Source organism: Kiloniellales bacterium (assembly GCA_030064845.1).
Lineage (GTDB): Bacteria > Pseudomonadota > Alphaproteobacteria > Kiloniellales > JAKSDN01 > JASJEC01.
The window spans coordinates 14,108-38,553 of record JASJEC010000071.1 but is presented as its reverse complement, the minus strand read 5'-3'; the positions used below and the strand labels follow the sequence as shown (position 1 = coordinate 38,553).

Genomic DNA, 24,446 nt, shown 5'->3' with positions numbered 1-24,446 from the left:
GCCGGAGGCGATCCATCAAACCCGGTGAATCTGCTCTAAACTTATGCTGTAGAGCGGATTCACATATTTAGGTGGCAACCACCAAGTGGTTCCACCTAAACATGATCCGCTCTAGACGAACGACACCTTCACCTTGTCGCCTTGTCTCCAGAGAATCCGGCAGTCGTATTTTTCGCTCGGTGCGATCTTCAAGGTGAAGCAATCCGGCAGATCTTTGAGGTGCAGGGGCAACCGGACGTCTGCGCCGCTATGGGACAGCTTCAGAACCATGCCGTTGACGGCGCTGTCGCCGAACTCGATCTCGCAGGCCCTGATGCCCTTGGCCTGCCGGCGGCGCTCTCTCGTGACAGTCTCGCTCCTGGCGGCCCTGACGACAGGCTCCCTTTCCTCCGCCTGTTCGGGCTGAGCGAACAGCTGTTTGAAGGGTTCGATCAGTGCGTTCCAGAAGTCCCGTGGCATCGCATCACCTCGTGTCGTGGGAGCGCTTGCCTACGCCTCTGTTCTTGTCGCCGATCGGTTCTGGCAAGTGAAGTGGACGGCCGAGGACCGACGGACTGGGATTACGTTGAAGCAACAGACCTAAAAATCCGAAAAAACAAATGGTAAAATCAGCGCCGTTACAATGTTCCCACAATTCTTTTCATGGGAATAATTGCCAAGCGGTATTTCGAAGCACTCTGCTTGCCGGAAATATGGCAATCAATTCAAAAACACAATACACGGCTTCGGCGACGCCCGGGCGCAGCTGTCTCCAGCTACGCCCGGGGGTTCTTGCCGGGATCAGGCGAGGTCGAAGCGGTCCGCGTTCATGACCTTCGTCCAGGCCGCAACAAAGTCCTGCACGAACTTTTCCTTGCTGTCGTCCTGAGCATAGACCTCGGCATAGGCCCGGAGGATCGAATTGGACCCGAAGACGAGGTCAGCACGGGTCGCGGTCCACCTGATCTCGTCCGTCTTGCGATCGCGGACCTCGTAAAGGTTGTCGGCGCTCGGCGTCCACGCATACTGCATGTCCGTCAGGTTCACGAAGAAGTCGTTGGTCAAGACGCCTTCGCGATCGGTGAACACGCCGTGGCCGGTGCCGCCGTGGTTGGTGCCGAGAACGCGCATGCCGCCGATAAGCACGGTCATCTCGGGGGCCGTCAGCCCCAGGAGCTGCGTGTGGTCGAGCATCAGCTCCTCGGCGGTTACGACATAGTCCTCCTTAAGCCAGTTGCGGTAGCCGTCGGCCAAGGGTTCCAGCGGCTCGAAGGACCCGGCATCGGTTATCTCGTCGGTGGCATCGCCGCGCCCCGGTGCGAAAGGCACATCGACGTCGAAGCCCGCGGCCTTGGCCGCCTGCTCGATGCCGACATTACCGGCCAGGACGATCATGTCCGCCACGCTGGCGCCGGTCTCGGCCGCGATGGGCTCGAGCACGGCCAGGACCTTGGCGAGACGCTCGGGCTCGTTGCCTTCCCAGTCGTTCTGCGGGGCCAGCCGGAGGCGCGCGCCGTTGGCGCCGCCACGCATATCCGAACCGCGGAACGTGCGGGCGCTGTCCCAGGCGGTCGCGACCATATCGCCGATCGAAAGACCGCTCGCCGCGATCTTCGCCTTGGCGGCATCCACGTCATAGTCGGTCGAGCCGGCCGGCACCGGGTCCTGCCAGATCAGGTCTTCCTCGGGAACGTCGGGACCGACGTAGCGCACCTTCGGCCCCATGTCCCGGTGCGTGAGCTTGAACCAGGCCCGCGCGAAGGTGTCCTTGAAGTAATCGGGATCCGCGCGGAACTTCTCCATGATTTCGCGATAGATCGGGTCCATCTTCATCGCCATGTCGGCATCGGTCATGATCGGCATGCAGCGAATCGAGGGGTCCTCGACGTCGACCGGCATATCCTCTTCGGCGATCTCGACCGGCTGCCACTGCCGGGCGCCGGCGGGGCTCGTCCCAATCTCCCACTCGTGATCGAGCAGCATGTCGAAATAGCCCATGTCGAACTTGGTCGGATGGGTCGTCCAGGCGCCTTCGAGGCCGCTGGTGACGGCGTAGCGCCCCTTGCCCGACTTGTTCGGATTATGCCAGCCGAGTCCCTGCTGCTCGAGGGGCGCTCCTTCCGGATCCGGGCCCAGAAGGCTCGCATCGCCGTTGCCGTGGGTCTTGCCCACCGTGTGACCGCCGGCGGTCAGGGCGGCGGTTTCCTCGTCGTTCATCGCCATGCGCGCGAAAGTTTCGCGAACCGCCTCCGCCGTCTTCATCGGATCCGGCTTGCCGTTGACGCCTTCCGGATTGACGTAGATCAGGCCCATCTGCACCGCCGCGAGGGGATTGACGAGTGAGGTCTCGTCGTTGGCGTCGGTGTAGCGGTCCTTGGCGAGCCACTCCTTCTCCGATCCCCAATAGATGTCCTTCTCGGGGTGCCAGATATCCGCCCGGCCGAAGCCGAAGCCGAAGGTCTTAAGACCCATCGATTCGTAGGCGATGTTGCCGGCCAGAATCATGAGATCGGCCCAGGAGATCTTGTTGCCGTACTTCTTCTTGATCGGCCACAAGAGCCGGCGGGCCTTGTCGAGGCTGGTGTTGTCCGGCCAGGAGTCGAGCGGTGCGAAGCGCTGGTTGCCGGTGCCGGCGCCGCCGCGGCCATCCGCGACCCGGTACGACCCGGCGGCGTGCCAGGCCATGCGGATCATCAGGCCGCCGTAATGGCCCCAGTCGGCAGGCCACCAGTCCTGGCTGTCGGTCATCAAGGCGTGGAGGTCCTTGTTGAGCGCGTCGAAGTCCAGCTTCTTGACCTCTTCGCGATAGTTGAACTCCTTGCCCAGCGGATCGGTCTTGGTGTCGTGCTGATGCAGGATGTCGAGGTTGAGGGCGTTCGGCCACCACTCCATGACATCACTGCCGATGGCCGTATTCCCGCCGTGCATTACCGGGCACCTGCCTTCTACTTTCGCGTCCATGATTTCCTCCGATCGTGGATAGGCTCACCCGCTCTGCGTGGATCGCCTTCTTGTGCCAAGGGGACTGGAATTAGAATCGTTCTAAAAAGACATTCTGCTATGGCATCCACCTGCGTCAAGCTGATTCACACGAAAAGTAGGAGCCATTTGATCCGGGAGAAGTTCGCCGGGCCGATCCGGGGGCGTTAACCTTCGGATTCAGCCCCGCGACGTTGCGGGTCCGGCTATCGGGTTCTGCAGCAAGGGGCCTGGCTTCATCCCGGCGAAAACCTCTCGTTGATCTGAAGCATAGCGTCGCGGCGGTGGTCCGTCTCATTCTCCCGCTGGTCAGCAGGCGCCCGGCCTGCTCGCGCAATGGGATGGAGCCTGGAGGACGACAGGCATGGGTCGCGGCGACCTCGGCACGCGCGGAGGAACCCTCCTTGGATGCAAGGATCATCATATCGGCCAGCCTGTCCCTGCTGCTGCTCGGCGCTTGTGCGATGGCGCGTACGGGGGAGGACCGCTTCTCTTACACGCCTTCGGTCAGCGTTGAAGGAGCAGACTATGACTACTGCGACGCGCAGGCGCGCGCCGCGGCCAGTCGCGCCCTTGCCGAGGTGTCGGATGAGGCGGAGACCTTCGCGTTGATGACCGGCGCCCTCGGCGCCTGGATGTCGGTTGAGTACGGCCTCTCGGTGGAGCAGAGCGCCTACAACGAGGCCTTCGACGACTGCCTGCGGGACAAGGGGTACGAAATCGGGCAGTAGCGCTTCGGGCGCTAACGATCTGGTCCCGGTCCGCTCGGTCAGTGTCGCTGTCGATCCTCAAGGGGCGAGATGGGTGACTTCGCGGCGGAACGGCAGGGCGTCGCCGATCTCCGGCCCGTCCAGTTCGCGGGCGAAGCGGTGGCCGGCATAGGTGGCCCAGGCGATGGGGCCGGGCGCTTCGGCATCGCCGATCGCCTTGATCGAGCGGATGCCGTGATCCCGCCACGCCGGGCGGCGCGCCTTGAGGTCCTGCCAGACCTGATCGACGGGCGCCCGGCAGGTGACGAAAACGACGGCGTCACTCTCGATCTCGGCGGGCCGGCCGGAATAGACGCAAGAGGTCCGGACAGCGCCGGTGAGGATCTCGTCGACGCTTCGGTTGAGCACGATCTCGACGCCCATCTCCGCCAGTCGCTTGTGGATCTCGGCCTGTTCCAGCGTGTTCTGCGACCACTCAGAGACGAAGGCGGCCGGCGTGACGAGCGTGACAGCGGCGCCGTTCTGAACCAGGAGCTCGGCAAGGACCCCGCCCATGTAGTAGTGGTCGTCGTCGAAGAGGACGACCCGGCCGGAGGGCAGGCGGCCGTCCATCAGGTCGTCGGGCGTGTAGACATCGACGCCGGAGGCGACCGGCATCGGCACCACGTGATGGCGCGCCACACCATCGCGGCGCCAGCGCGACCCCGTGGCGATGGCGACGTGCTCGAAGCCGAATTCCAGAATCTCGTCGGCGCCCAGCTCGCTGTCGAAGTAGACCTCCACATTGGGCATCTGGCTGAGCTGGTACTGGCGGTAGTCCTGGACGCGGCCCCATTTCGACAGGCCCGGCAGCTTGGCCTCGCGCCGGACCCGGCCGCCGAGCTCCGTGCCGATCTCGGCCAGTGCCACCTGATAGCCGCGCAGGCCCAGCGCCCGGGCCGCCTCCATGCCGGCGGGACCCGCGCCAACCACCAGAACGCTCTCGGAGTCGCCCTGCGGGTTCATGCGCTCCGGGTGCCAGCCCTTGCGCCACTCCTCCATGAAGGTCGGATTCTGGGTGCAGCGCGAGATCGACATGGTCATGTCGCCGGTGATGCAGATGTTGCAGCCGATGCACTCGCGAATGTCCTCGACCCGGCCTTCCTCGATCTTCCTCGGCAGGAAGGGGTCGGCGATAGAGGGGCGCGCGCAACCGATCAGGTCGAGCAGACCGGACCGGAGCTGCTTGACCATGGTATCCGGCGAGGTGAAGCGCCCGACCCCGACGACGGGCTTGTCGGTCAGTTCCCGGATGCCGCGCACCAGGGCTTCCTGCGCGGCCTCCTCCTTGAAGCGCGAGGGGCCGGAGCATTCTTCCCATGTGCCGTGGGCCAGATCCCAGAGGTCGGGAAGGTCGCGGTGCATCTCGATGAAGTCGCGGACCTCGGCGTTCGAGAAGCCCAGATCCCCGATGGTCTCGTCCAGCGAGACCCGCAGGGTCAGGCCCATGGTGTCGCCCACCGCGTCGCGCAGGTCGGCGACGCATTCGCGGGCGAAGCGCGAGCGGTTCTCGAGGCTGCCGCCGTATTCGTCGTTGCGCTGATTGGTGGCGCGCGAGAGGAAGTGCTGGAAGATCCCGAAGCCGTGCGCCCCGTAGAGGCAGATCAGGTCGAAGCCGGCGGTTCGCGAGCGCTTGGCCGCGTTCACGAACCAGCGCCGCAGATCGCGGATGTCCTCCTTGTCCATGGCGCGCGCATGGACCGGGTCGTTGGTGAAGGTGCGGATCGGCAGCGCCGTGGGCGCCAGCGGCACCTCGCGCGTGTAGAGGTTCGGGCCGTTGATCCCAGAGTAGGCCAGCTGGATGCCGGCCAGCGCCCCGTGCTCCTTCATCTTCTCGGCCATCCGGGCGATGCCCGGGATGTCCTGGTCCTCCCAGAGCCGGAGCTCGATGAAGGGCGTAATCTCGGACGTGTGGTGCATTTCGCACTGCTCGGTGAAGACCACGCCCCAGCCACCCTCGGCCTTGACCCTGCGCATCTCGGCTGCGGCGGAGGGGTCGCGGTAGCCGCCGCCGTTGCAGTGCGGCACCTGATAGAAGCGATTCCTGGCCGTGACCGGTCCGATCTCCACGGGCTCGAACAGGATGTCGTAACGGGGATCGCGAGGCACGAGACGTCCTTTCGTTTTTCCGCGTTCAGCTCTCGGTCGGCAGGGAGGCGCTTCCGTCTCCGAGCTTCTCGATTGCGCGAAGGTCTTCGAGGGTGTTGGTGAGCGTCGGGCGCTCGACCGCCATCGGCTCCGGCACATCCGCGATCAGCAACGTGGTCTCGGGGCCGGCCAGGGCGATCGGCTCGCCGTCGGGGCCGGCGATCACGCTGCGACCGACATAGGTCAGGTCGCCCTCGACGCCGCAGTAGTTGCAGTAGGCCAGCGTCACGCCGTGGTCCAGGGCGCGCGCCGCGATGGTAATCCGGTTCACGTTGTCGAACGGCGGCATGTTCGCCGTCGGCACCAGGACGAGATCGGCGCCGTGGCGGGCGATCGCCCTGAGGTGCTCCGGGAACTCGATGTCGTAGCAGATCAGGAGGCCGATGCGGCGGTTCCGGAAGGGGAAGACGACGTAGGCGTCTCCCGGCGCGTAGAGGGACTTCTCCCGCGCCCCGAAGAGCTGCAGCTTGCGGTAGTTGGCCAGGAGACCGCCGTCCGGGCCGATGGCCACGGCGCTGTTGTAGGTGACGCCGCCGGCCCTTTCGGCCATGCCGATGACGAGGGCGACGCCGGCATCCCGCGCCGCCGCTCTCAGGCGCCCGACCCAGCCGCCGTCCAGCGGCTGGGCCTCCGGCGCCGGCACGTTGTATCCCGGGAGGAAGATCTCCGGGAAAACCGCGATGTCCGCGTTCATCGCCGAGGCGGCGGAAAGCGCGCTCTCCACCGCCTCGAAGGCCGCCGCCACGTCGCCGGCCGGCGACGGCCCCTGGTAGAGCGCCAGACGCATTACTTCTTCAGGCGCGTCCAGATCTGGTCATAGACCTTTTGCGTCTTCTCGTCGCAGACCTCCACGAAGGAGCCGGCCGGCGCGTCGTCGGGCGGGTTCTGCTCGGGCGAGGTCTGCAGCGCGGCGTCCAGGAAGGGCGTCACGTCCTTCACGCCCGCGGTGTACTGCGCGTAGTTGGTGACCGCGGCGATGTTCTCGGGCTCCAGCAGGAAGTCCATGAACTTGAGCGCGTTCTCGCGGTTCGGCGCATCCTTGAGCAGCACCACGTTGTCCATCCAGATGATGTAGCCCTGCTTGGGATAGGCGTACTCGACCGGCGCGCCCTCGTTGCGCGCCTTGGCGCCGAAACCGTTCCAGATCATGCCGACCGCCACGTCGCCGGAGACCAGCACGTCCTTGGCGCCGTCCGAGTTGAACGAGGCCCAGTGCGGCTTGGCCGACTGCACCAGCTGGTCCAACTCCTTGAGCTGGGCGCGATCGCTCGAGCACTGCGGGATGCCCAGGTGGATCGAGGCCAGGGTCAGCAGCTCTCCCTGGCTGTCGAGCACGTTGATCTTGCCCTTCAGCTCGTCCGGCGGGTTGAAGATGATGTCGGTGGTGCGGATGTCGCCCTTGTAGGCGTCACGGTTCACCATGAAGCTGGTCGAGCCCCACTGATAGGGGATCGAGTGCTTGCGGCCGTTGTCGAAGTCGACGTTCAGCCACTGCTCTTCGATGTTGCCCCGGTTGGCCAGCTCGCCCTCGGCGATCGTGTCGAGCATGCCCTCGCTGGCGAGGATCTTGACCATGTAGTCGCCCGGCACGGCGACGTCGTAGGCGCCCAGCTTGCCGGCCTTGAGCGAGGCCAGCAGCGCCTCGTTGGAATCGTAGGTGTCCATGGTCACCTCGACCCCGTGCTCGGCGGCGAACTTGTCCAGCAGCTCCTGTGGGATGTACTCGAACCAGTGATAGACCGAGAGCTTCCCCTCGGCCTGCGCGAGACCCGTCGACAGGGTCAGCGCCAGCGCCGCGGCGCCCAGTCTCAGCAAGGTTTTCATCATATCCTCCTCTGTTGCCGTGACCCGTCCGGGTCACTTGGTTTCGTTGCTTCTCCCCATCCGTCCGATCAGATAGCTCGCCGTCACCAGAAGGATCGAGACGGCGAGCATCAGGGTCGAAAGCGCCATGATGTTGGGTTTGATGCCCTGCTTGACCGCGCCGAAGATCGCGGTCGGCAGGGTCTCGACGCCGGCGCCCTTGATGAAGTTGGTGATGATGAAATCGTCCAGCGAGATGATGAAGGCCAGCAGGAAGCCGGACAGGATGCCGGGCGCCATGAGCGGCGCCAGCACGGTGAGGAAGGCCTCCATCCGGCTGGCGTAGAGGTCCTGGGCCGCCTCATCGTAGATCCCCTCGATCCCCTCGAGGCGCGCCGAGATCGGCAGATAGGCGAAGGGGATGCAGAACACGATGTGCGCGACCAGGATCGAGAAGTAGCCCAGCGTGAAGCCGATCACGCTGAAGAAGATCAGCGTGGCCACGGCGGTGACGATCTCGGGCACCATGATCGGCATGGAGATCAGGGCGAAGCTCATGGGTTTCCCGCGGAAGGTGCCGCCGCGCACCATGCCGACCGCCGCGGCGGTGGCGATGATCGTCGAGGCGGTCGCGGCCGAGAGGGCGATGGTCACGGAGTTCCAGGCGGCCTGGTGGAAGATCGCGGACTCGGCGCCGTAAAAGATTTCCGCGTACCAGCGGAAGCTGAACCCGCCCCACTTGGTGATCGAGAGCGAGTCGTTGAAGCTGTAGACCATGACCACGATCAGGGGCGCATAGAGGATCAGGAGACAGATCAGCGCGATCGTGAGGAAGCCCGGGTAGCGTTTGACGTTGCCGCTGAGTGACATCCGGGCTCTCCTAGTACCCACTATCAGAGTTAGGTGCGTCGCCTGATTGTCGAGGCGGTCGCCCGGCTAGGAAGGGGAGCGAAAGCGATGCCGAAGCATCGGTGAGCGCCGCTGACGACGTCGGGCGGGCGCCTCGGCAACCCTGCGGGCGAGCTATCAAGGCTTTCGGGCCCGTTGAGACTAATGGGGGTCGCGCGGCCCTTGTGATGGTCCGCATCATGGCGAACCGCGCTCCTAACCGAAAGTCTTGATAGCTCGTCATGCAACACACCTAACTCTGATAGTGGGTACTAACGCGCCTGCCGCCGGGCGTAGAAGAACAGCACCAGCAGGACCATGGTCAGCAGGATCATCGAGGCCGCGGCGCCGAAGGGCCAGTTTCCGGCGGCCCCCTTGAACTGGTCCTCGATCAGCGAGCCGATCATCCAGTTCTTCGCGCCGCCGAGCAGGTCGGGCGCCAGGAACGCGCCCAGGGAGGGCACGAAGACCAGGATGCAGCCGGCGACGATGCCCGGCATCACGACCGGAATCAGGACCTGCCACAGGATCGTCCAGCGGTCGGCGTAGAGGTCGGCCGCGGCCTCGGACAGGGCGAAGTTGTAGCGCTCGACCGAGGCGTAGATCGGCAGGACCATGAACGGCAGGTAGGAGTAGAACAGGCCGAGCTGGACCGCGAGATCCGTGTTCACCAGGGGCAGCGGCTCCGATATCAGGCCCAGGCCGAGCAGGCCCTCGTTCAGCGGACCGTTGTCGCGGATCAGGAACTTCATGGAGACGGTGCGGATCAGCAGGTTGACCCAATAGGGCACGGTGACCAGGAACAGCCAGATGTTCCGGGTGTTCGCCGGCCGGGTCGCGATGAAGAAGGCGGTCGGAAAGCCGATCAGCAGGCAGACGACCGTGGCGACCGCCGCCTGAATCACCGAGCGCGCGATGATGGTGATGTAGGTCCACTCGATCACCGGCGGCTCGTCGCCGAACAGCCCGCGGTCGAAGATGAACTGGTCGTAGGCGGCGAGGGAGAACTCCCAGATCACGCCGCCGCGGAACTCCTTGGTCAGGAAGGAGTAGACCAGCATGATCAGCATCGGCATCAGCAGGAAGATGCCGATCACCAGCCACGAGGGCAGGAGCAGCCAGGTCTTGACTGGCTGATAGGTGCGCGATACCGCGCGCCCGCCGCCGGCCCCGCCCGCCATCAGTCGACCAGCAGGCGCGCGGCGCCGTCGTCAATCGACAGGGCCGCGCGCTCCCCGGTGCTGACGTCGACCCGCACCTTGTGGGCGTTCTGGGTCCGGGCGGTGATCATGGTCCCATCGTCCAGGCGCACGAGATACTGGGTGTCTGTGCCGAGGTAGACCTGGTGCTCGACCACGCCGACCAAGCCGGCCGCGCCGTCGCCGGCCGGGGCGAGCGACACCCGCTCCGGGCGGATCGAGACGTGGCCGGCCGAGTGCCCGACCGCCACGCCCGGACCCACGGCCTCGATCGCCGCGCCGCTGGCGAGCCGGCAGAGACAGCTCTCGCCATTCACCTGCTCGACCGTGACGTCGATCAGGTTGGTCTCGCCGATGAAGTCGGCCACGAAGCGGTTGATCGGCCGCTCGTAGATCTCGTGGGCGGTGCCGATCTGCTGGATCTCGCCGGCCGACATCACCGCGATCCGGTCCGACATGGTCAGCGCCTCCTCCTGATCGTGGGTCACGAACACGAAGGTGATGCCGGTTTCCCGCTGCAGCTGCTTGAGCTCGACCCGCATGGCCTGACGCAGCTTGAGGTCCAGCGCCGAGAGCGGCTCGTCGAGCAGCAGCACCTTGGGCGAGGGCGCGAGCGCCCGGGCCAGCGCCACGCGCTGCTGCTGGCCGCCGGAGAGCTGGGCCGGCCGGCGGTCGCTGAAGTCCCCGAGCTGGACGAGATCGAGCATCTGCCGGGCGCGCTGCTCGGTCTCGGCCTTGCTCTTGCCCAGCCTGCGCAGCCCGAAGCCGACGTTCTCCAGCACCGTCATGTGGGGGAAGAGGGCGTACTGCTGGAAGACGGTGTTCACCGGGCGCTTGTTCGCCGGCAAGTTCTCGATCTCGTCGCCGTAGAGCAGGATCACGCCTGCCGTCACCGACTCGAAGCCGGCGATCATGCGCAGGAGCGTGGTCTTTCCGCAGCCCGAGGGGCCGAGCAGGGTGAAAAACTCGTTATCCCGAATATCGATCGATACTTCGGTCAGTGCAGTAACCGCGTGCTCACCCTCTCCGTATTGCTTGACGACGCTTTGTACGTCGATGGCGATCTTATGATCGTCTTCTGTCACGTCCCACATACCCCTCCATGTTCAATAATTATTGGTAAGTTGTTCTTGGCCTTTGATCTTCGGCGAAAACCCTTTCATTGGAAACCATAAACTCATTCATCCTTGGTTCGGAAACTCCGATGCCGGCGGGCCTCCCGGGCCGCGGCCGGGTGTCCCTACTGAACCGCGCGGGTTCGTCGCTAGAACGGCGTCATCCCGGGGGTCTTCCCGGGGGTGATCCGGGCGCGGCAATGCTCCTCGAAAGCCGTCAGGATCCGCGACTTCCTGTCCGCGCGCATGGTCATCAGGCCGAGCCTCATGGGGCGGAGATCGCCCGAGACCCTGACATAGCTGATCGGCTTCCCGTCGGGCGCCCGGCTGTTCATGCTGGGTACGTTCAAGAGACCGTAGCCGAAGCCGTTGGCGACCAGGGAGCGCACCATCGGCAGATGAGGCGTCCGCTCCGCGATCAGGGGCCGCAATCCCTGCGCCTGGAACAGCGACAGGAAGTATTCGCGGCTGAGCGGCAGATCGAGAAGGATCATCGGCAGCTTGGCCAGCGCCTTCAGGGTGACCGATTTCCGCCCGGCCAGGGGATGATCCGGAGAGAAGAGGGCGTGGGGCGGCAGCTCCAGCAGGGGCTCGAAATCGACGTCCTGCGGCATCTCCAGGTCGTAGGTTATGGCGACGTCGATGTCGGCGCGCCTGAGCATGAGGATGAGCTCGGCCGGATGGGCTTCCTCCTGGCGGAAGTCGGCCTCCGGGTTGCTTTGCTGGAAGCCGCGGCGCAGCTCCGGCAGCACGAAGGGGGCGACGGTCACTAGGCCGCCGACCGTGATTGGGCCGCGCACCTGCTCCGAGATGTCGCTGGCGATGTCGTGCAGCGCGCCGGCGCCCTCCAGCAGGGACTTGGCGGCCGTAAAGAAGCGCCGGCCGCCCGGCGTCAGCGTCAGGCCCTGGGCGTGCTGGCGGACGAAGAGCTCGACCCCGAATTCCGCCTCCAGCTGCGAAATCGCCGTGGAGATGGAAGGCGGCGAGACGTTGATCCGCTCCGAGGCGGCCGCGATGCTGCCGTAGGCGCCCACCGCGACGAAGTACTCCAGTTGGCGGAAGGTGAAGCGGATGGGCATCGGCTGGAGCGTTTCGCGTTGAGCTGGGATCGGGCCTGGGTCCCAGTCTAGCGCGTGAATCCGCTCTGGATTGTAGTTTTGGAGCAGGTTCACCGGGTTCGTGCTTAGTTGGCACCATCACCCTTCGACAAGCTCAGGGTGAGGGCGAGGTGCTTGAAGCACTTACCCTCATCCGCGCGAAGCGCCGGGCTGCGCCCCATGTCGAAGAATGACCGTCGTCAAGGGCCGCAGGCTTTCTCAGCCGGCTAGGCGGGTTCCGCCACCCGTTGCTCGGCACCACGGTAGGCGAGGTAGGCGCGCTGCGTGGCGATATGGTCGGCCAGGTACTTGGCGTCGTGCCAGACGCCCCAGATGAAGGAGGAGCCCCGCCGCGACAGCCACGGCAGGCCGAGGAAATAGATCCCCGGCTCGGGCGAGACACCGCGGTGATGCTTCGGCTTGCCGGCTTCGTCGAAGACGTCGACCTTGAGCCAGCTGAAATCGAGGGCGTAGCCCGTCGCCCAGATGATCGAGGTGACGCCGGCCGCTGCCAAGTCCAGATCGAGGACCGGGTCGCTGACGCAGTCCGGGTCGGGATCGATCTTGCGGGCCTCGGGCTCCTCGGGAAGGTCGAGACCGTTGCGGGCGATGTAGGCGTCGGCCTCGTCCAGCATCGACAGGTAGTTGGCGTCCCCGCGAGCGAGATTGTCCGCGAGGTCCGGCGCGAAGTGCATCACGCCGTCGGCGAACTTCTGCGTCATGCCGGCGAGCGTCATGCCCCGTTGGGCGAGGCGCCGGAAGTCGACGGTGTGGCCGCCGTGGGCGCCGCTGACCGAGATTGTGACGTGGGCCGTGCCCCGCTCGAGGGCCGCGGCGTCCCACTTGCCGAGGACCCCCAGCCACCAGACGAAGTCACGCCCGCGGTAGCTTCTGGGGGGACGGTCGTGGGGGCCGACCGAGAGGATGACCCGCTTTCCCGCGCCCAGGAGCTCGTCCGCGATCTGCACGCCGGAAGACCCCGCGCCGACCACCAGCACCGCGCCTTCGGGCAGCTGGCCGGGATTGCGGTAGGCGTTGGAATGAATTTGCATGATCCCCGCGTCGTCGGGAACGACGGGCGGGACGAGCGGCCGCTGGAAAGGCCCGGTCGCGGCGACCACGTGGTTGGCTTCGATCACGCCCTCCGAGGTCTCCACACGGAAGCCGGGCCGGCCGGCGTTCCTGCGGACCTCTCTTACCTCGACGCCGCAGCGGATGGGGGCGCCGATCTTCTCCGCGTAGGCCACGAAGTAGTCCGCGACCATCTCCTTGGTGGCGAAGGCGTCGGGACCGATTTCGGGGAACTCCATGCCCGGGAAGCGGTCGTGCCAGGCCGGACCGTTGGCGACCAGGGAATCCCATCTTTCCGAGCGCCAGCGCTCGGCGATCCGGTGCCGCTCCAGAACCAGGTGCGGCACGCCCTGGCCGCTCAGGTGCTCGCTCATGGCCAAGCCCGCCTGGCCGCCCCCGACGACGAGCGTCTCTATTCTCTCAACCGCCATTTCCTGGTCCTCTTCCGGCACTCAAAGCACCACACTGTCTTCGGCGGCTGGGTTCGGATCAAGCAGTGGTTTCCGCAGCCTCGATTAGGAAACGCCGAAGCAATAGCGGTCCGCGCAGGCCTTTCCGTCCCCGCCGGCCAGTTCAGTCTCTGCCTACTCCGCGACCGCCTGATCGGGAAGCGCCGGCGCCAGGCCGACCCGGCCCTGCTCGCCCGGGCCGGCGTCGAGGAAGCCGCCGGACTGGCGCGCCCAGAGCCGGGCGTAGAGGCCGCCGGCCGCCAGCAGTTCCTCGTGGCCGCCCTGCTCGACGATGCGGCCGCGGTCCATCACGATCAGCCGGTCCATGGCGGCGATGGTGGAGAGTCGGTGAGCAATCGCGATCACCGTCTTGCCGGCCATCAGCCCGGTCAGCGAGTCCTGGATCGCCGCCTCGACCTCGGAGTCGAGCGCCGAGGTTGCTTCGTCGAGCACCAGGATCGGCGCGTCCTTCAGGATCACCCGGGCGATCGCGATGCGCTGGCGCTGGCCGCCCGAGAGCTTGACCCCGCGCTCGCCGACGTGGGCGTCCAGGCCTCTGCGGCCGGCGCGGTCCGCCAGGTCGGGCACGAAGCTGGCCGCCTTGGCCGCCTCGACCGCGGCCATGATCTCGGCCTCGGTCGCATCGGGGCGGCCGTAGCGGATGTTGTCGCGCACCGAGCGGTGCAGCAGCGAGGTGTCCTGGGAGACCAGGCCGATGGCGGCGCGCAGGCTCTCCTGGGTGACTCCAGCGATGTCCTGGCTGTCGATCAGGATCTGCCCGGCCTCGGTGTCGTAGAACCGCAGCAGCAAGTTGACCACGGTCGACTTGCCGGCCCCCGAGGGGCCGACCAGGCCGATCTTCTCGCCCGGCGCGATCGAGAGCGAGAGGTCGTCGAGCACGCCGCCCTCTTTGCCGTAGTGGAAGCGCACGTGCTCGAAGGCGATCGCGCCGTCCCCGATGGCGAGCGCGGGCGCGGCCGGCCGGTCGACCAGGTCGTGCTCGTTGGCGATGGTCTCGAGGCCGTCCTGGACCGTGCCGATGTTCTCGAATAGCGAGGCCATCTCCCACATGACCCAGTGGGACATGCCCTTGAGGCGCAGCACCAGGCCGACGGCGAGCGCGACCGCGCCCGCGGTCACGGCCTCGGCGGTCCACAGCCAGATACCGATCAGTCCGATCGCCACCAGCAGGGCGCCGTTCAGGATCTCGAGCGTCAGGTTGAGCCAGGTGACCAGGCGGAACTGCCGGTGCACCGTGTCCATGAAGGGGGTCATGGAGTCCCTGACGTAGCCCTCCTCGCGCGCCGCGTGGGCGAAGAGCTTGACCGTCTGGATGTTGGTGTAGGAGTCGACGATCCGTCCGGTCACGTCCGAGCGGGCGTCGGCCTGTTCCTTGGCGACCTGCTTCATGCGGGGGATGAAGAACCGCATGGTCGCCGCGTAGGCCAACGCCCAGAGCGCCAGCGGCGCCATCAGGCGCCAGTCGTTCTGGGCGAAGAGCACCAGGGCGCCGAGGAAGTAGACCCCGACATAGACGAAGACCTCGGTGGTCAGCGCCACCACCTCGCGCACCGCCAGCGCGGTCTGCATGACCTTGGTCGCGACCCGCCCGGCGAAGTCTTCCTGGAAGAAGCTCATCGACTGGCGCAGCACGTAACGGTGCGCCAGCCAGCGGATGCGCATGGGGAAGTTGCCCATGATGCCCTGGTTGGTCAGGCCCTCGTGCAGCAGCTCGGTGCAGGGCATGACGACCAGCACCAGGAGGCCGACGCCGAGCAGCCACCAGAAGTGATCGGACCAGAAGGTCACCGGATCGGCGCCCGCGAGGAAATCGACCAGGTTGCCGAGGAAGCCGAAGAGCGCGACCTCCATGATGCCGAAGGCGGCCGCGGTCAGCGCGACCAGCACCAGGTGGAGCGCAATCGGCCGGGTGTAGTGCGCAATGAAGCCGAACAGCCGGCGCGGCGGCTTGTCCGGCACGGCGGCGGGAAAGGGGTCGATGAGGTTCTCGAAGAAGGCGAGCATGGCTTCAGTCCAGGCGAAGGGGGACGCGAATCCCGGCCGGACCAAGCTCAGATGCGTGCGCGGCCGGCGGTCAGCGGGTTGGTCGAGTGATACCGGGCATGTGACTCTCCGAACGGGCGCGGCAAACGGTGCCGCGACGCGCGCTGTTATAGCGGAGCGGGGGAAAAGGGCAAGGCGCGATTGTGCGGGGCCGGCGCAGCGAGCCTTGCCGCGCCGGCCTCGGCATCACTGACAGAAGGCCCCTCAGTGCACCATGATGCAGGTGCAGGCGGCCTTGCTGCAGACCTTCTGGGAGACGCTGCCGACGGTGATCGCGTCGATCGGCTTGAGCCCGCGGGTCCCCATGACGATTGCGTCGGCGCCGATGTCCTTCGCGGCGGTCAGGATCGCCTCGGCGGGCGCGCCGGTCGCGATGTCGAGGGCCTCGGCCTTGGCGTCCCGCTCGAGCGCGCGGCGTTCCGCCCAGGCCAGAACTTGGCTGCCGATGCTGCGCAGTAGATCCGCGGGGGCGGGATGGAGCGGCGCGTCCGGGTCGGCCATGTCCTCCTCAAGGGTGTGGGGCTGCTCCGGCGTATGGGAGAGGCGATTCAGCTCCTCCGTGAGCGCCGCGCCGGCGCCGGAAACGCCCGGCAAGTCCATGAGTTCGTCGGCTTCCGCGTCCTGCAGCAGAACGTGCAGCAGACGAATGCCGGCGCCGTGCTGGAGCGCCAGATCGACGGCCACGTCGAGCGCGCTCTCCGCCGCCTTCGAGCCGTCGAAGGGCACAAGAATTGTCTTCATCTAGGTTCCCGCGTTCACTGATCCTGTCGAAGCCCCAGAGTGCGCGATTCGCGGCGCCCTCTGCGTTGACCTGCGTCAAGTACGGGCGTCAAGTACGGGCGTCGAGGACGGGGTGCGCTGGGCCGCCTCAGGAGCCGGCCAGCGCGGCCAGGGTTTCCGCCTCGAAGCGCATGGACCGCTTCTCCGGCCGCAGATCGGCACCGAGGCGCGCATAGAAGGCCTCGGCGCGGTCGTTCTCGACCACCCAGTCGACGCGCCTGATCCCCTCGTCGCGGCAGAGCGCGGCCAGGGCCTTGAGCAGGTCCTCGCCGACCCGCCGGCTGCGCCACTCGGCGACCACGAAGAGATCCTTCAGAAAGGCCACGCCGCCCAGGCCGGTGCCGGGGTGGAGCAGGGCAAAGCAGGCGAGGCCAATGGGCGCGTCGCCGGCAAAGGCGAGGAGAAAGCGCGCATCCGATCCTTCGCCGCGCAGCCAGGACCGCGCGGCCGCCTCGACCGCGCCGGCGGCATGGGGCGGATCGCCGTAGTGGTGGTCCATCGCTTCGATCATGGCCGCCAGCGGCGCTGCGTCTTCCGGGCCCGCCAGGCGGATCTTGGTTTCGCTCATCCGATTCACTGCCTGCACTCGGCGTCCGGCATCAAAGCCCCGCGCCGCCGCTCGCCGAGTAGTAGAAGGCGACGGCCTGGGCGCGATTCTTGAGCGAGAGCTTGTCGTAGATGTTGCGCAGGTGGAACTTGACCGTATTGACCGAGACATCGAAGTCGCCGGCCAGCTGATCGTTGGTGCGGCCGCGGGCCAGCGCGGCCAGGAGGTCGCGCTCCTTCGAGGTCAGCACGTCGAGCGGGTCGCGGTTCAATTCGCGTACGTCGACGAAGGGAAAGACCATCTGGCCCCGGGCGACCGCCTGCACCGTCTCGAGGACGCGCTCCGGGGGCTCGCTCTTCGAGCAGAATCCGGCCCCGCCCAGGGCGAGGACCTTGCGCGCCAGCTCGCCGTCGTCGCTGCCGCTGTAGACCACGACCCGCGGCGCGTCGGGCTTGTCCCGCAAGGCGGCGAGGATACCGGTGCCGCCGCACTTCGGCAGGATCCAGCCGATCACCGCCACGGGCAATTGCATGCGGCCCAGCGATTCCAGCAGACCTTCCGCGGTCTTGACCGTCAGAACCAGGTTGAACCGGGGATCGTCGTCGAAGTATTCGGAAAGGGCCGAGAGCACGAGCGGATTCTTGTCCGCGATGGCAACATCGATCGGCCCGCTTTCCTCCCCGGTGGTCACGCTCTTTTTCTCTTTCTCGTTGTCATTTCGAGCACCCATGCTTTCGGGTAGGTTATCCCTATTCTTTCCGGTGTGTCAAACCCCACTCCCCGGAAAGGTCGCGGACCGCCCGAATGACATGGTTTTCCCATGACTTCGGGTGTTGTGGCAGACGGGCGGTCGGTGCGAAACCAGCCTCACCGCAGAAGACAAAGCCGCATTAACCAAGCGCCGCGACGCGCGGCCAACGGAAGGAGTGGAACGGACCATGGGCGCAGCACTGGCCTCTCGCAACAGGATCGTCCTTGAAATCGCCTACGACGGCCCGGCGTCCTCGTCCCGGTCGGTGGACGTCGACGCGAACGATCCGCGGATCGCCGAACTGCTCGACAGCCTTCTGGCCGATCCCAACACGGAAAAGGTCGTCTCGCTCTCGGGCTACCGCGCCCGTCACGGCGAGATCGCCGGTGCCGCCGCGCCCGACTTCTCCGGCGCCATGCGCCTGGTCGAGCAGGAGTGCTACTCGCACAACTGATCCGGCCGGCGCCGCCCGACCCGAACACAGCGAACAAAACCTAACAATCCCTCCAGGAGGAATCCGCCATGCACGGAACCAACAGCCTGTTCATCCCCGGTCCGACCAATGTCCCGCACCGCGTGCGGCAAGCGATCGATCGGCCGATGGAGGACCAGCGCGCCCCCGATCTGCCCGACTTCACCCTGCCGCTCTACGAGGACGTGAAGAAGATCTTCAAGTCCACGAAGGGGCAGGTCTTCATCTTCCCCTCCTCGGGCACCGGCGGCTGGGAGGCGGCGATCACCAACACGCTGTCGCCGGGCGACAAGGTTCTGGCCTCGCGTTTCGGCCAGTTCTCGCACCTCTGGATCGACCTCTGCCAGCGCCACGCGCTCGACGTCGACGCGGTCGAGGTTCCCTGGGGCGAGGGCACGCCGGTCGAGACCTACGCCGAGCGCCTCGCGGCCGACAAGGGCCATGAGATCAAGGCCGTCCTGGTCTGCCAGAACGAGACCGCGACCGGCGTGACCAGCGACGTGGCCGCCGTGCGCAAGGTGATGGACGACCTCGGCCACCCGGCCCTGCTGATGGTCGACGGCGTCTCCTCGATCGCCAGCATCGACTTCCGCATGGACGAGTGGGGCGTCGACATCGCGGTCAGCGGCTCCCAGAAGGGCTTCATGCTGCCGGCCGGCCTGGCGATCCTCTGCGTCAGCGAGAAGGCGCTGGCGGCGCGCAAGCAGGCCAAGCTCTACCGCTGCTACTTCGACTTCGACGACATGATCAAGACCAACGCCGACGGCTTCTTCCCCTACACGCCGCCGATGCACATGCTGCACGGCCTGCGCGCCGCGGTCGACATGCTGCTCGAAGAGGGCCTGGAGAACGTCTTCGCCCGGCATCACCGCATGGCCGAGGGCGTGCGCCGCGCGGTCACCGGCTGGGGCCTGACGCTCTGCGCCAAGGAGCCGAAGTGGCACTCGGACACGGTCAGCGCGATCTGCGTGCCGGACGGCTTCGACGGCAACGAGCTCGCCAAGCTGGCCTACCTGCGCTACGGCCTGTCCTTCGGCCTCGGGCTCTCCAAGGTCGCCGGCCGGGTGTTCCGGATCGGCCACCTGGGCGATCTCAACGAGTTCATGCTACTCTCCGGCCTGTCGGGCGCCGAGATGGCGATGCGCGATCTCGGCATGCCGGTCGAGGCCGGCAGCGGCGTCGCGGCCGCCCAGGAGTACTACCGGACCACGGCGCGGCCGGTGCCGCTGTCGAAGGACCTGGCCCAAGCGAGCTGATCGGCAAAGGCTCGATTTTCCCGGGCCTTGAGACCGAGTAGCCCTTGGTCTGTCATGCCCGTGCGCGACACGGGCATCCAGGGGCGCCCGACGCGTGTTGCCGGGTCTCCTGGATGGCCGGATCAAGTCCGGCCATGACAGTTGGTGGGTCTTCTGGTTCCGCACCTTGACCGGTCTGGTTGAAGGGAGGGCAGCGATGGACATTCATGAGTACCAGGCCAAGGAGCTGCTCGCGGGCTTCGGCATTCCCGTACCCCGCGGCGGCCTGGCCTACAGCCCCGAGCAGGCGGCCTACCGGGCGCGCGAGATCGGCGGCGAGAGCTGGGTGGTCAAGGCCCAGGTTCATTCCGGCGGCCGCGGCAAGGCTGGCGGCATCAAGCTCTGCAGGGACGAGCACGCGGTCTGGGACGCCGCCGACGCGATGCTCGGCTCGCGCCTGGTGACGCAGCAGACCGGGCCGGGCGGCAAGGTGGTCTATCGTCTCTATGTCGAGGCCTCATCCAAGATCAATCGCGAGATCTACCTGGGTCTCGTGCTCGACCGGAAGTCGGAGCGGGTCATGGTCGTCGCCTCCTCGGCCGGCGGCATGGAGATCGAGGAGATCGCTCACGAAAAGCCGGAGACGATCCTGCGCACCAGCGTCGAGCCGGCGGTCGGCATGCAGGCTTTCCAGGCGCGGGAGATCGCCTTCGGACTCGGTCTCGAGGCGGCCCAGATCGCCCAGGCGGTCGACATCCTGCAGGGCTGCTACAAGGCCTTCCGCGAGCTCGACGCCACGATGGTGGAGATCAACCCGCTGGTGGTGACCGACGAAGGCAGGCTGATCGCCCTCGACGCCAAGATGAGCTTCGACGACAACGCGCTGTTTCGCCGGCCCAACATCTCCGAACTGCGCGACAAGTCCCAGGAGGACAAGCGCGAGACCCAGGCGTCGGACCGGGGGCTCAACTACATCGGTCTCGACGGCAAGATCGGCTGCATCGTCAACGGCGCCGGCCTGGCCATGGCGACCATGGACATGATCAAGCAGGCCGGCGGCGAGCCGGCGAACTTTCTCGACATCGGCGGCGGGGCGACGCCCGACCGGGTGGCCAAGGCCTTCCGGCTGGTTCTCTCCGACGAGAACGTCGAGGCCGTTCTGGTCAACATCTTCGCCGGCATCAACCGCTGCGACTGGGTCGCTGAGGGCATCGTCCAGGCGGTCGAGAAGATCGATCTGACCGTGCCTCTGGTCGTGCGGCTGGCCGGCACCAATGTCGAGGAGGGCCGCAAGATCCTGACCCGCAGCGGCCTGCCGATCATCCGCGCCAAGACCCTCGCGGAGGCCGCCGAACGGGTGGTCGGGGCCTGGAAGCAGGACAGCCTGCGGGCGGTGTCGGCATGAGCATCCTCCTCGACCGCAAGACCCCGTTCATCCTCCAGGGCATCACCGGGCGCATCGCCGCGTTCCACGCGCAGGAGATGATCGACTATGGCACCAACCTAGTCGGCGGCGTCTCGCCCGGGAAGGGCGGCACGACCGCGGCCGGCCTGCCGGTCTTCGACACGGTGCGCGAGGCGGTCGAGGCGACCGGCGCGACCGCCAGTATCGTCTTCGTGCCGCCGCCCTTCGCCGCCGACGCGATCATGGAGGCCGCCGACTCCGGCGTGCGCCTCTGCATTTCGATCACCGACGGCATCCCGGCCCAGGACATGATGCAGGTCAAGCGCTACATGCGCCGCTACAAGCAGGAACAGCGCATGCGCCTGATCGGGCCGAACTGCGCCGGCGTGATCAGCCCGGGTAAGGCGCTGGCCGGCATCATGCCGGGCCACATCTACATGGCGGGCGGGGTCGGCATCGTCGGCCGCTCGGGCACGCTGGGCTACGAGGCCGCGTCTCAGATGAAGGAACTGGGGATCGGCGTCTCGACCAGCGTCGGCATCGGCGGCGACCCGATCAACGGCAGCTCGTTCAAGGATATCCTCGCGCTGTTCGAGGCCGACGACGAGACCGAAGCGGTAATGATGATCGGCGAGATCGGCGGCCCCCAGGAGGCCGAGGCGGCCGAGTTCGTGCGCGACCACATGAGCAAGCCCGTGGTCGCCTACGTGGCGGGCCTGACCGCGCCCAAGGGACGGCGCATGGGCCACGCCGGCGCGATCATCCAGGCCTTCGGCGAGAGCGCCTCGGAGAAGGTCGAGATCCTCAAGGAAGCCGGCGTCACCATTGCCCCGAGCCCGGCCGAGCTGGGCGCCATCATGGCCGAGGTGTTGAATGGAGCCGGCAAGAAGCGCGCCGCCAGCTGAGGAGAAGGCCGCCGCGGCCGAGCCGCTCGGTGCCCTGGGGCTTGACGACGACGAGCACGACTACCTGGAGACCGCCATCGAGCGGCTGTTCGGCCTGCTGCTCTCGGTGATTCGGGCCCGGCGGCCCGAGATCGAGGGCGTGCTGCTCGGCCGCGAGCTGGAGGCCTCCGACGAGGAGACGCGGCTCGACGCCCTGCAGGCCCAGGGCATCTGGCTCCACCTGCTGCGCATCGCCGAGGACAGCGCCGAAGCGCGCCGCCGCCGCCGCATCGAGGTGCTGGGCGGGCCCGACGCGGTGATCGGCAGCTTCGACCGGACCATCGCCGCCGCCGCCGCCCAGGGCGTGGCGCCCGAGCGGATCCAGGCGCTGCTCGACCGGGCCTCCCTGTCACCGGTGATCACGGCCCACCCGACCGAGGCGAAGCGGGTGACCGTGCTGGAGATCCACCGGCGGATCTACCGCCGCCTGGAGGAGCTGGACCAGCAGCGCTGGACGCCGCGCGAGCGCAGCGCCATCGCCGAGGCCCTGCGTAACGAGATCGACCTGCTCTGGCTGACCGGTGAGATCCGCCTGGAGAAGCCGGCGGTCGAGCAGGAGGTCGCCTGGGGCCTCTACTTCTTCAAGGAGACGCTCTACGACGCCGTTCCCCAGACGCTGCAGTCGCTGGAAATCGCGCTCGGGCGCCACTACCCGGAGACGGTCTTCAAGCTGCCCGCCGTGCTGCGCTTCGGCTCCTGGATCGGCGGCGACCGCGACGGCAACCCCTTCGTCACCAACGACATCACGCGGTCGGCGCTGGAGGCCGGACGGCTGGCGGCGCTGAGGCACTACCTCGGCGAGCTCGAGGAGTTGCTGCGGCACCTCAGCATCACCGCCCATACGGCCCCCGTGCCGGAGGCCTTCTCCAAGGCCCTGGCCGAAAAGCTGGCGCGCAGCGGGCAGGGCCAATCGATCGCCGCGCGCAACCCGGGCGAGGTGTTCCGGCAGTATCTCGCCTGCCTTCGTTACGGCGTCGAGAGGACGATCGCCGCGGCGCTCGACTACGGCGAGTCGGAGCAGCCCGCCGCCTACGCGGACGCCGCGGCACTGGTTGCCGACCTGACGACCCTCGAAGCCGGCCTGCGCGGCGCCGGCTGTCTTTCGCTCGCCCGGACCCGGGTCGAGCCGCTGCGGCGCAAGGTCGAGGCCTTCGGGTTCCATACGGTCAGCCTGGACTTGCGCCAGAACACCACGGTGACCAACGCCGCCCTGGCGGACATCTGGCGTTCCCTGCATCCCGAGGCCGAAGCGGCGCCCGAGCTCGGCAGCGATGCCTGGGGCGCCTGGCTGCGCGCCGAGCTGGGCCGCCCCCTGGACGGCGTTCCGGACCGCGCCGCGCTGGAGTCCGGGACCAGGGAACTGCTCAGCCTCCTCGAGCTGGTCGCGTCGGCCCGGCGCGAGATGGGCAGCCGGGCGATCGGCTCCTTCGTGCTCAGCATGACCCACTCGGCGGCCGACATCCTCGGCCTCTACCTGCTCGCCAAGTACGCCGGGCTGTTCCTCGACCGGGAGGGGACCGAGTGCTGCCTGCTGCCCGTCGTGCCGCTGTTCGAGACGATCGAGGACCTGCAGCGGGCGCCGGCGATCATGCGCGAGCTCCTGGCGACGCCCCTGGTGCGGCGCAGCCTGAGCTACGTCGGCGGCGTGCAGGAGGTCATGATCGGCTACTCCGATTCCAACAAGGACGGCGGATACCTGAGCGCGAACTGGGAGCAGGCCAAGGCGCAGACCCGGCTGACCCAGACCGGCCGCGAGCTCGGCATCCGCATCGCCTTCTTCCACGGCCGCGGCGGTTCGGTCAGCCGGGGCGGCGCCCCGACTGGGCGGGCGATCGACGCGCAGCCGGCCGGTTCGGTCGACGGTCGCCTGCGCCTGACCGAGCAGGGCGAGGTGGTCTCGGCGAAGTACGCGAACGAAGGCGCGGCGCGAGTCCAGCTCGAGCTGCTCGGCGCGAGCGTGCTGCGCCACAGCCTGGACCTGGGCGAGCGCCCCGGGCCCGACCTGCGTCCCGAGTTCGACGAGGCCATGGAGGCGCTCTCGGGGCTCTCCTATGTCGCCTACCGCAAGCTGATCGAGCACCCGGGACTGGTCGCCTACTATCAGGAGGGCAGCCCGGTCGAGGAGCTGGTCCGGCTCAAGATAGGCTCGCGCCCGGGGCGGCGCTTCGGCGCCCAGTCGCTCGACGACCTGCGCGCGATCCCCTGGGTCTTCGGCTGGAGCCAGAATCGCCAGCTGGTGCCCGGCTGGTTCGGGCTCGGCACCGCACTCGAGTCCTTCCTCCGGGTGCGCGGCGCCGACGGCGAGGCCCTTCTCGCGCGGATGTTCGAGTCCTCGCGCCTGTTCCGCCTGATCGTCGACGAGGTCGAGAAGATCCTCTTCCTGGTCGACTTCGATGTGGCCGGCGTCTACGCGGAGCTGGTGGCCGATCGCGAGCGCGGCCAGGAGATCTTCTCGATGATCCGCCGGGAATATGACCGCACCGCGGCCCAGGTGCTGGCGCTGACCGGCGAGTCCGAGCTGGCGGCGCGCTTTCCGACCTACCGCAAGCGCGCGGAGAGGCGCCTGCCGATGCTCAACCGCGTCGGCCTGCAACAAGCCCGGATGCTCGGCGCCCTGCGCGAAGAGCGCGGCGCCGGGAAGGGCGACGAGGAGGACTCCCTGCCGCTGCTGCTCTCGATCAACTGCGTCGCCTCGGGCATCGGCTGGACGGGATAGCGCCAGCTGGTCTTGTCGCCGGCTGCCCGAACCCAATCTGACTCCTGGTGGATGC

20 protein-coding genes are annotated in these 24,446 nt (G+C 67.2%); 6 read left to right on the top strand and 14 right to left on the bottom strand.

Annotated features, from left to right (window positions below; all coding sequences use genetic code 11):
• Positions 1-111: 111 nt before the first annotated feature.
• Both QNJ67_19140 and katG read right to left on the bottom strand, forming a co-directional pair.
• A complete protein-coding gene (locus QNJ67_19140; GenBank protein MDJ0611099.1) occupies positions 112-459 on the bottom strand; it encodes a hypothetical protein in 348 nt (115 codons plus the stop codon).
• A 321-nt stretch (positions 460-780) separates the two neighbouring features.
• Positions 781-2,940, bottom strand: coding sequence for a catalase/peroxidase HPI (gene katG / locus QNJ67_19135; protein ID MDJ0611098.1), 2,160 nt, complete (start codon positions 2,938-2,940; stop codon positions 781-783).
• A gap of 422 nt (positions 2,941-3,362) precedes the next feature.
• Between katG and QNJ67_19130 the strand changes: the two genes are divergently transcribed.
• On the top strand, positions 3,363-3,689 hold the full coding sequence (locus QNJ67_19130) for a hypothetical protein (GenBank protein ID MDJ0611097.1): 327 nt from the start codon (positions 3,363-3,365) through the stop codon (positions 3,687-3,689).
• Between the two features lie 57 nt (positions 3,690-3,746).
• On the opposite strand, the gene QNJ67_19125 is transcribed toward QNJ67_19130, so the two are convergent.
• The 12 genes from QNJ67_19125 to QNJ67_19070 form a co-directional block, all read right to left on the bottom strand.
• A complete protein-coding gene (locus tag QNJ67_19125; protein ID MDJ0611096.1) occupies positions 3,747-5,816 on the bottom strand; it encodes an NAD(P)-binding protein in 2,070 nt (689 codons plus the stop codon).
• 25 nt (positions 5,817-5,841) lie between these two features.
• On the bottom strand, positions 5,842-6,642 hold the full coding sequence (locus QNJ67_19120; protein MDJ0611095.1) for a carbon-nitrogen hydrolase family protein: 801 nt from the start codon (positions 6,640-6,642) through the stop codon (positions 5,842-5,844).
• Positions 6,642-7,679: an extracellular solute-binding protein gene (locus QNJ67_19115; protein ID MDJ0611094.1), complete on the bottom strand. Its 1,038-nt coding sequence runs from the start codon at positions 7,677-7,679 to the stop codon at positions 6,642-6,644. Before QNJ67_19115 ends, QNJ67_19120 begins: the two co-directional genes overlap by 1 nt.
• A gap of 33 nt (positions 7,680-7,712) precedes the next feature.
• Positions 7,713-8,528 (bottom strand): ABC transporter permease, encoded by an 816-nt coding sequence (locus tag QNJ67_19110; GenBank protein ID MDJ0611093.1) that lies wholly within the window; start codon positions 8,526-8,528, stop codon positions 7,713-7,715.
• Positions 8,529-8,818: 290 nt separating this feature from the next.
• On the bottom strand, positions 8,819-9,727 hold the full coding sequence (locus tag QNJ67_19105) for an ABC transporter permease (GenBank protein MDJ0611092.1): 909 nt from the start codon (positions 9,725-9,727) through the stop codon (positions 8,819-8,821).
• Positions 9,727-10,830 (bottom strand): ABC transporter ATP-binding protein, encoded by a 1,104-nt coding sequence (locus QNJ67_19100; protein MDJ0611091.1) that lies wholly within the window; start codon positions 10,828-10,830, stop codon positions 9,727-9,729. The genes QNJ67_19105 and QNJ67_19100 overlap by 1 nt, the downstream gene beginning before the upstream one ends.
• A gap of 179 nt (positions 10,831-11,009) precedes the next feature.
• Positions 11,010-11,939 (bottom strand): LysR substrate-binding domain-containing protein, encoded by a 930-nt coding sequence (locus tag QNJ67_19095; protein MDJ0611090.1) that lies wholly within the window; start codon positions 11,937-11,939, stop codon positions 11,010-11,012.
• Positions 11,940-12,184: 245 nt separating this feature from the next.
• Positions 12,185-13,459, bottom strand: coding sequence for an NAD(P)/FAD-dependent oxidoreductase (locus QNJ67_19090; GenBank protein ID MDJ0611089.1), 1,275 nt, complete (start codon positions 13,457-13,459; stop codon positions 12,185-12,187).
• A gap of 153 nt (positions 13,460-13,612) precedes the next feature.
• Positions 13,613-15,502: an ABC transporter ATP-binding protein gene (locus QNJ67_19085; protein MDJ0611088.1), complete on the bottom strand. Its 1,890-nt coding sequence runs from the start codon at positions 15,500-15,502 to the stop codon at positions 13,613-13,615.
• A gap of 243 nt (positions 15,503-15,745) precedes the next feature.
• Positions 15,746-16,282 (bottom strand): universal stress protein, encoded by a 537-nt coding sequence (locus QNJ67_19080; GenBank protein MDJ0611087.1) that lies wholly within the window; start codon positions 16,280-16,282, stop codon positions 15,746-15,748.
• A 127-nt stretch (positions 16,283-16,409) separates the two neighbouring features.
• Positions 16,410-16,889: a GNAT family N-acetyltransferase gene (locus QNJ67_19075; GenBank protein MDJ0611086.1), complete on the bottom strand. Its 480-nt coding sequence runs from the start codon at positions 16,887-16,889 to the stop codon at positions 16,410-16,412.
• Between the two features lie 31 nt (positions 16,890-16,920).
• Entirely contained in the window at positions 16,921-17,559 is a 639-nt protein-coding gene (locus QNJ67_19070) for a response regulator transcription factor (protein ID MDJ0611085.1), read from the bottom strand.
• Positions 17,560-17,806: 247 nt separating this feature from the next.
• Between QNJ67_19070 and QNJ67_19065 the strand changes: the two genes are divergently transcribed.
• The 5 genes from QNJ67_19065 (at position 17,807) to QNJ67_19045 (ending at position 24,391) form a co-directional block, all read left to right on the top strand.
• Entirely contained in the window at positions 17,807-18,073 is a 267-nt protein-coding gene (locus QNJ67_19065; protein ID MDJ0611084.1) for a hypothetical protein, read from the top strand.
• Positions 18,074-18,141: 68 nt separating this feature from the next.
• Positions 18,142-19,347, top strand: a complete 1,206-nt coding sequence (locus QNJ67_19060; protein ID MDJ0611083.1) for an aminotransferase class V-fold PLP-dependent enzyme — start codon at positions 18,142-18,144, stop codon at positions 19,345-19,347.
• Positions 19,348-19,543: 196 nt separating this feature from the next.
• Complete coding sequence (locus QNJ67_19055; GenBank protein MDJ0611082.1) at positions 19,544-20,731, top strand: malate--CoA ligase subunit beta; 1,188 nt, start codon at positions 19,544-19,546, stop codon at positions 20,729-20,731.
• Positions 20,728-21,636 carry a succinate--CoA ligase subunit alpha gene (gene sucD / locus QNJ67_19050; protein MDJ0611081.1) on the top strand — a complete coding sequence of 303 codons (909 nt, stop codon included), beginning with the start codon at positions 20,728-20,730 and terminating at the stop codon, positions 21,634-21,636. The genes QNJ67_19055 and sucD overlap by 4 nt, the downstream gene beginning before the upstream one ends.
• Positions 21,605-24,391, top strand: a complete 2,787-nt coding sequence (locus tag QNJ67_19045) for a phosphoenolpyruvate carboxylase (GenBank protein MDJ0611080.1) — start codon at positions 21,605-21,607, stop codon at positions 24,389-24,391. Before sucD ends, QNJ67_19045 begins: the two co-directional genes overlap by 32 nt.
• Positions 24,392-24,446: the final 55 nt, after the last annotated feature.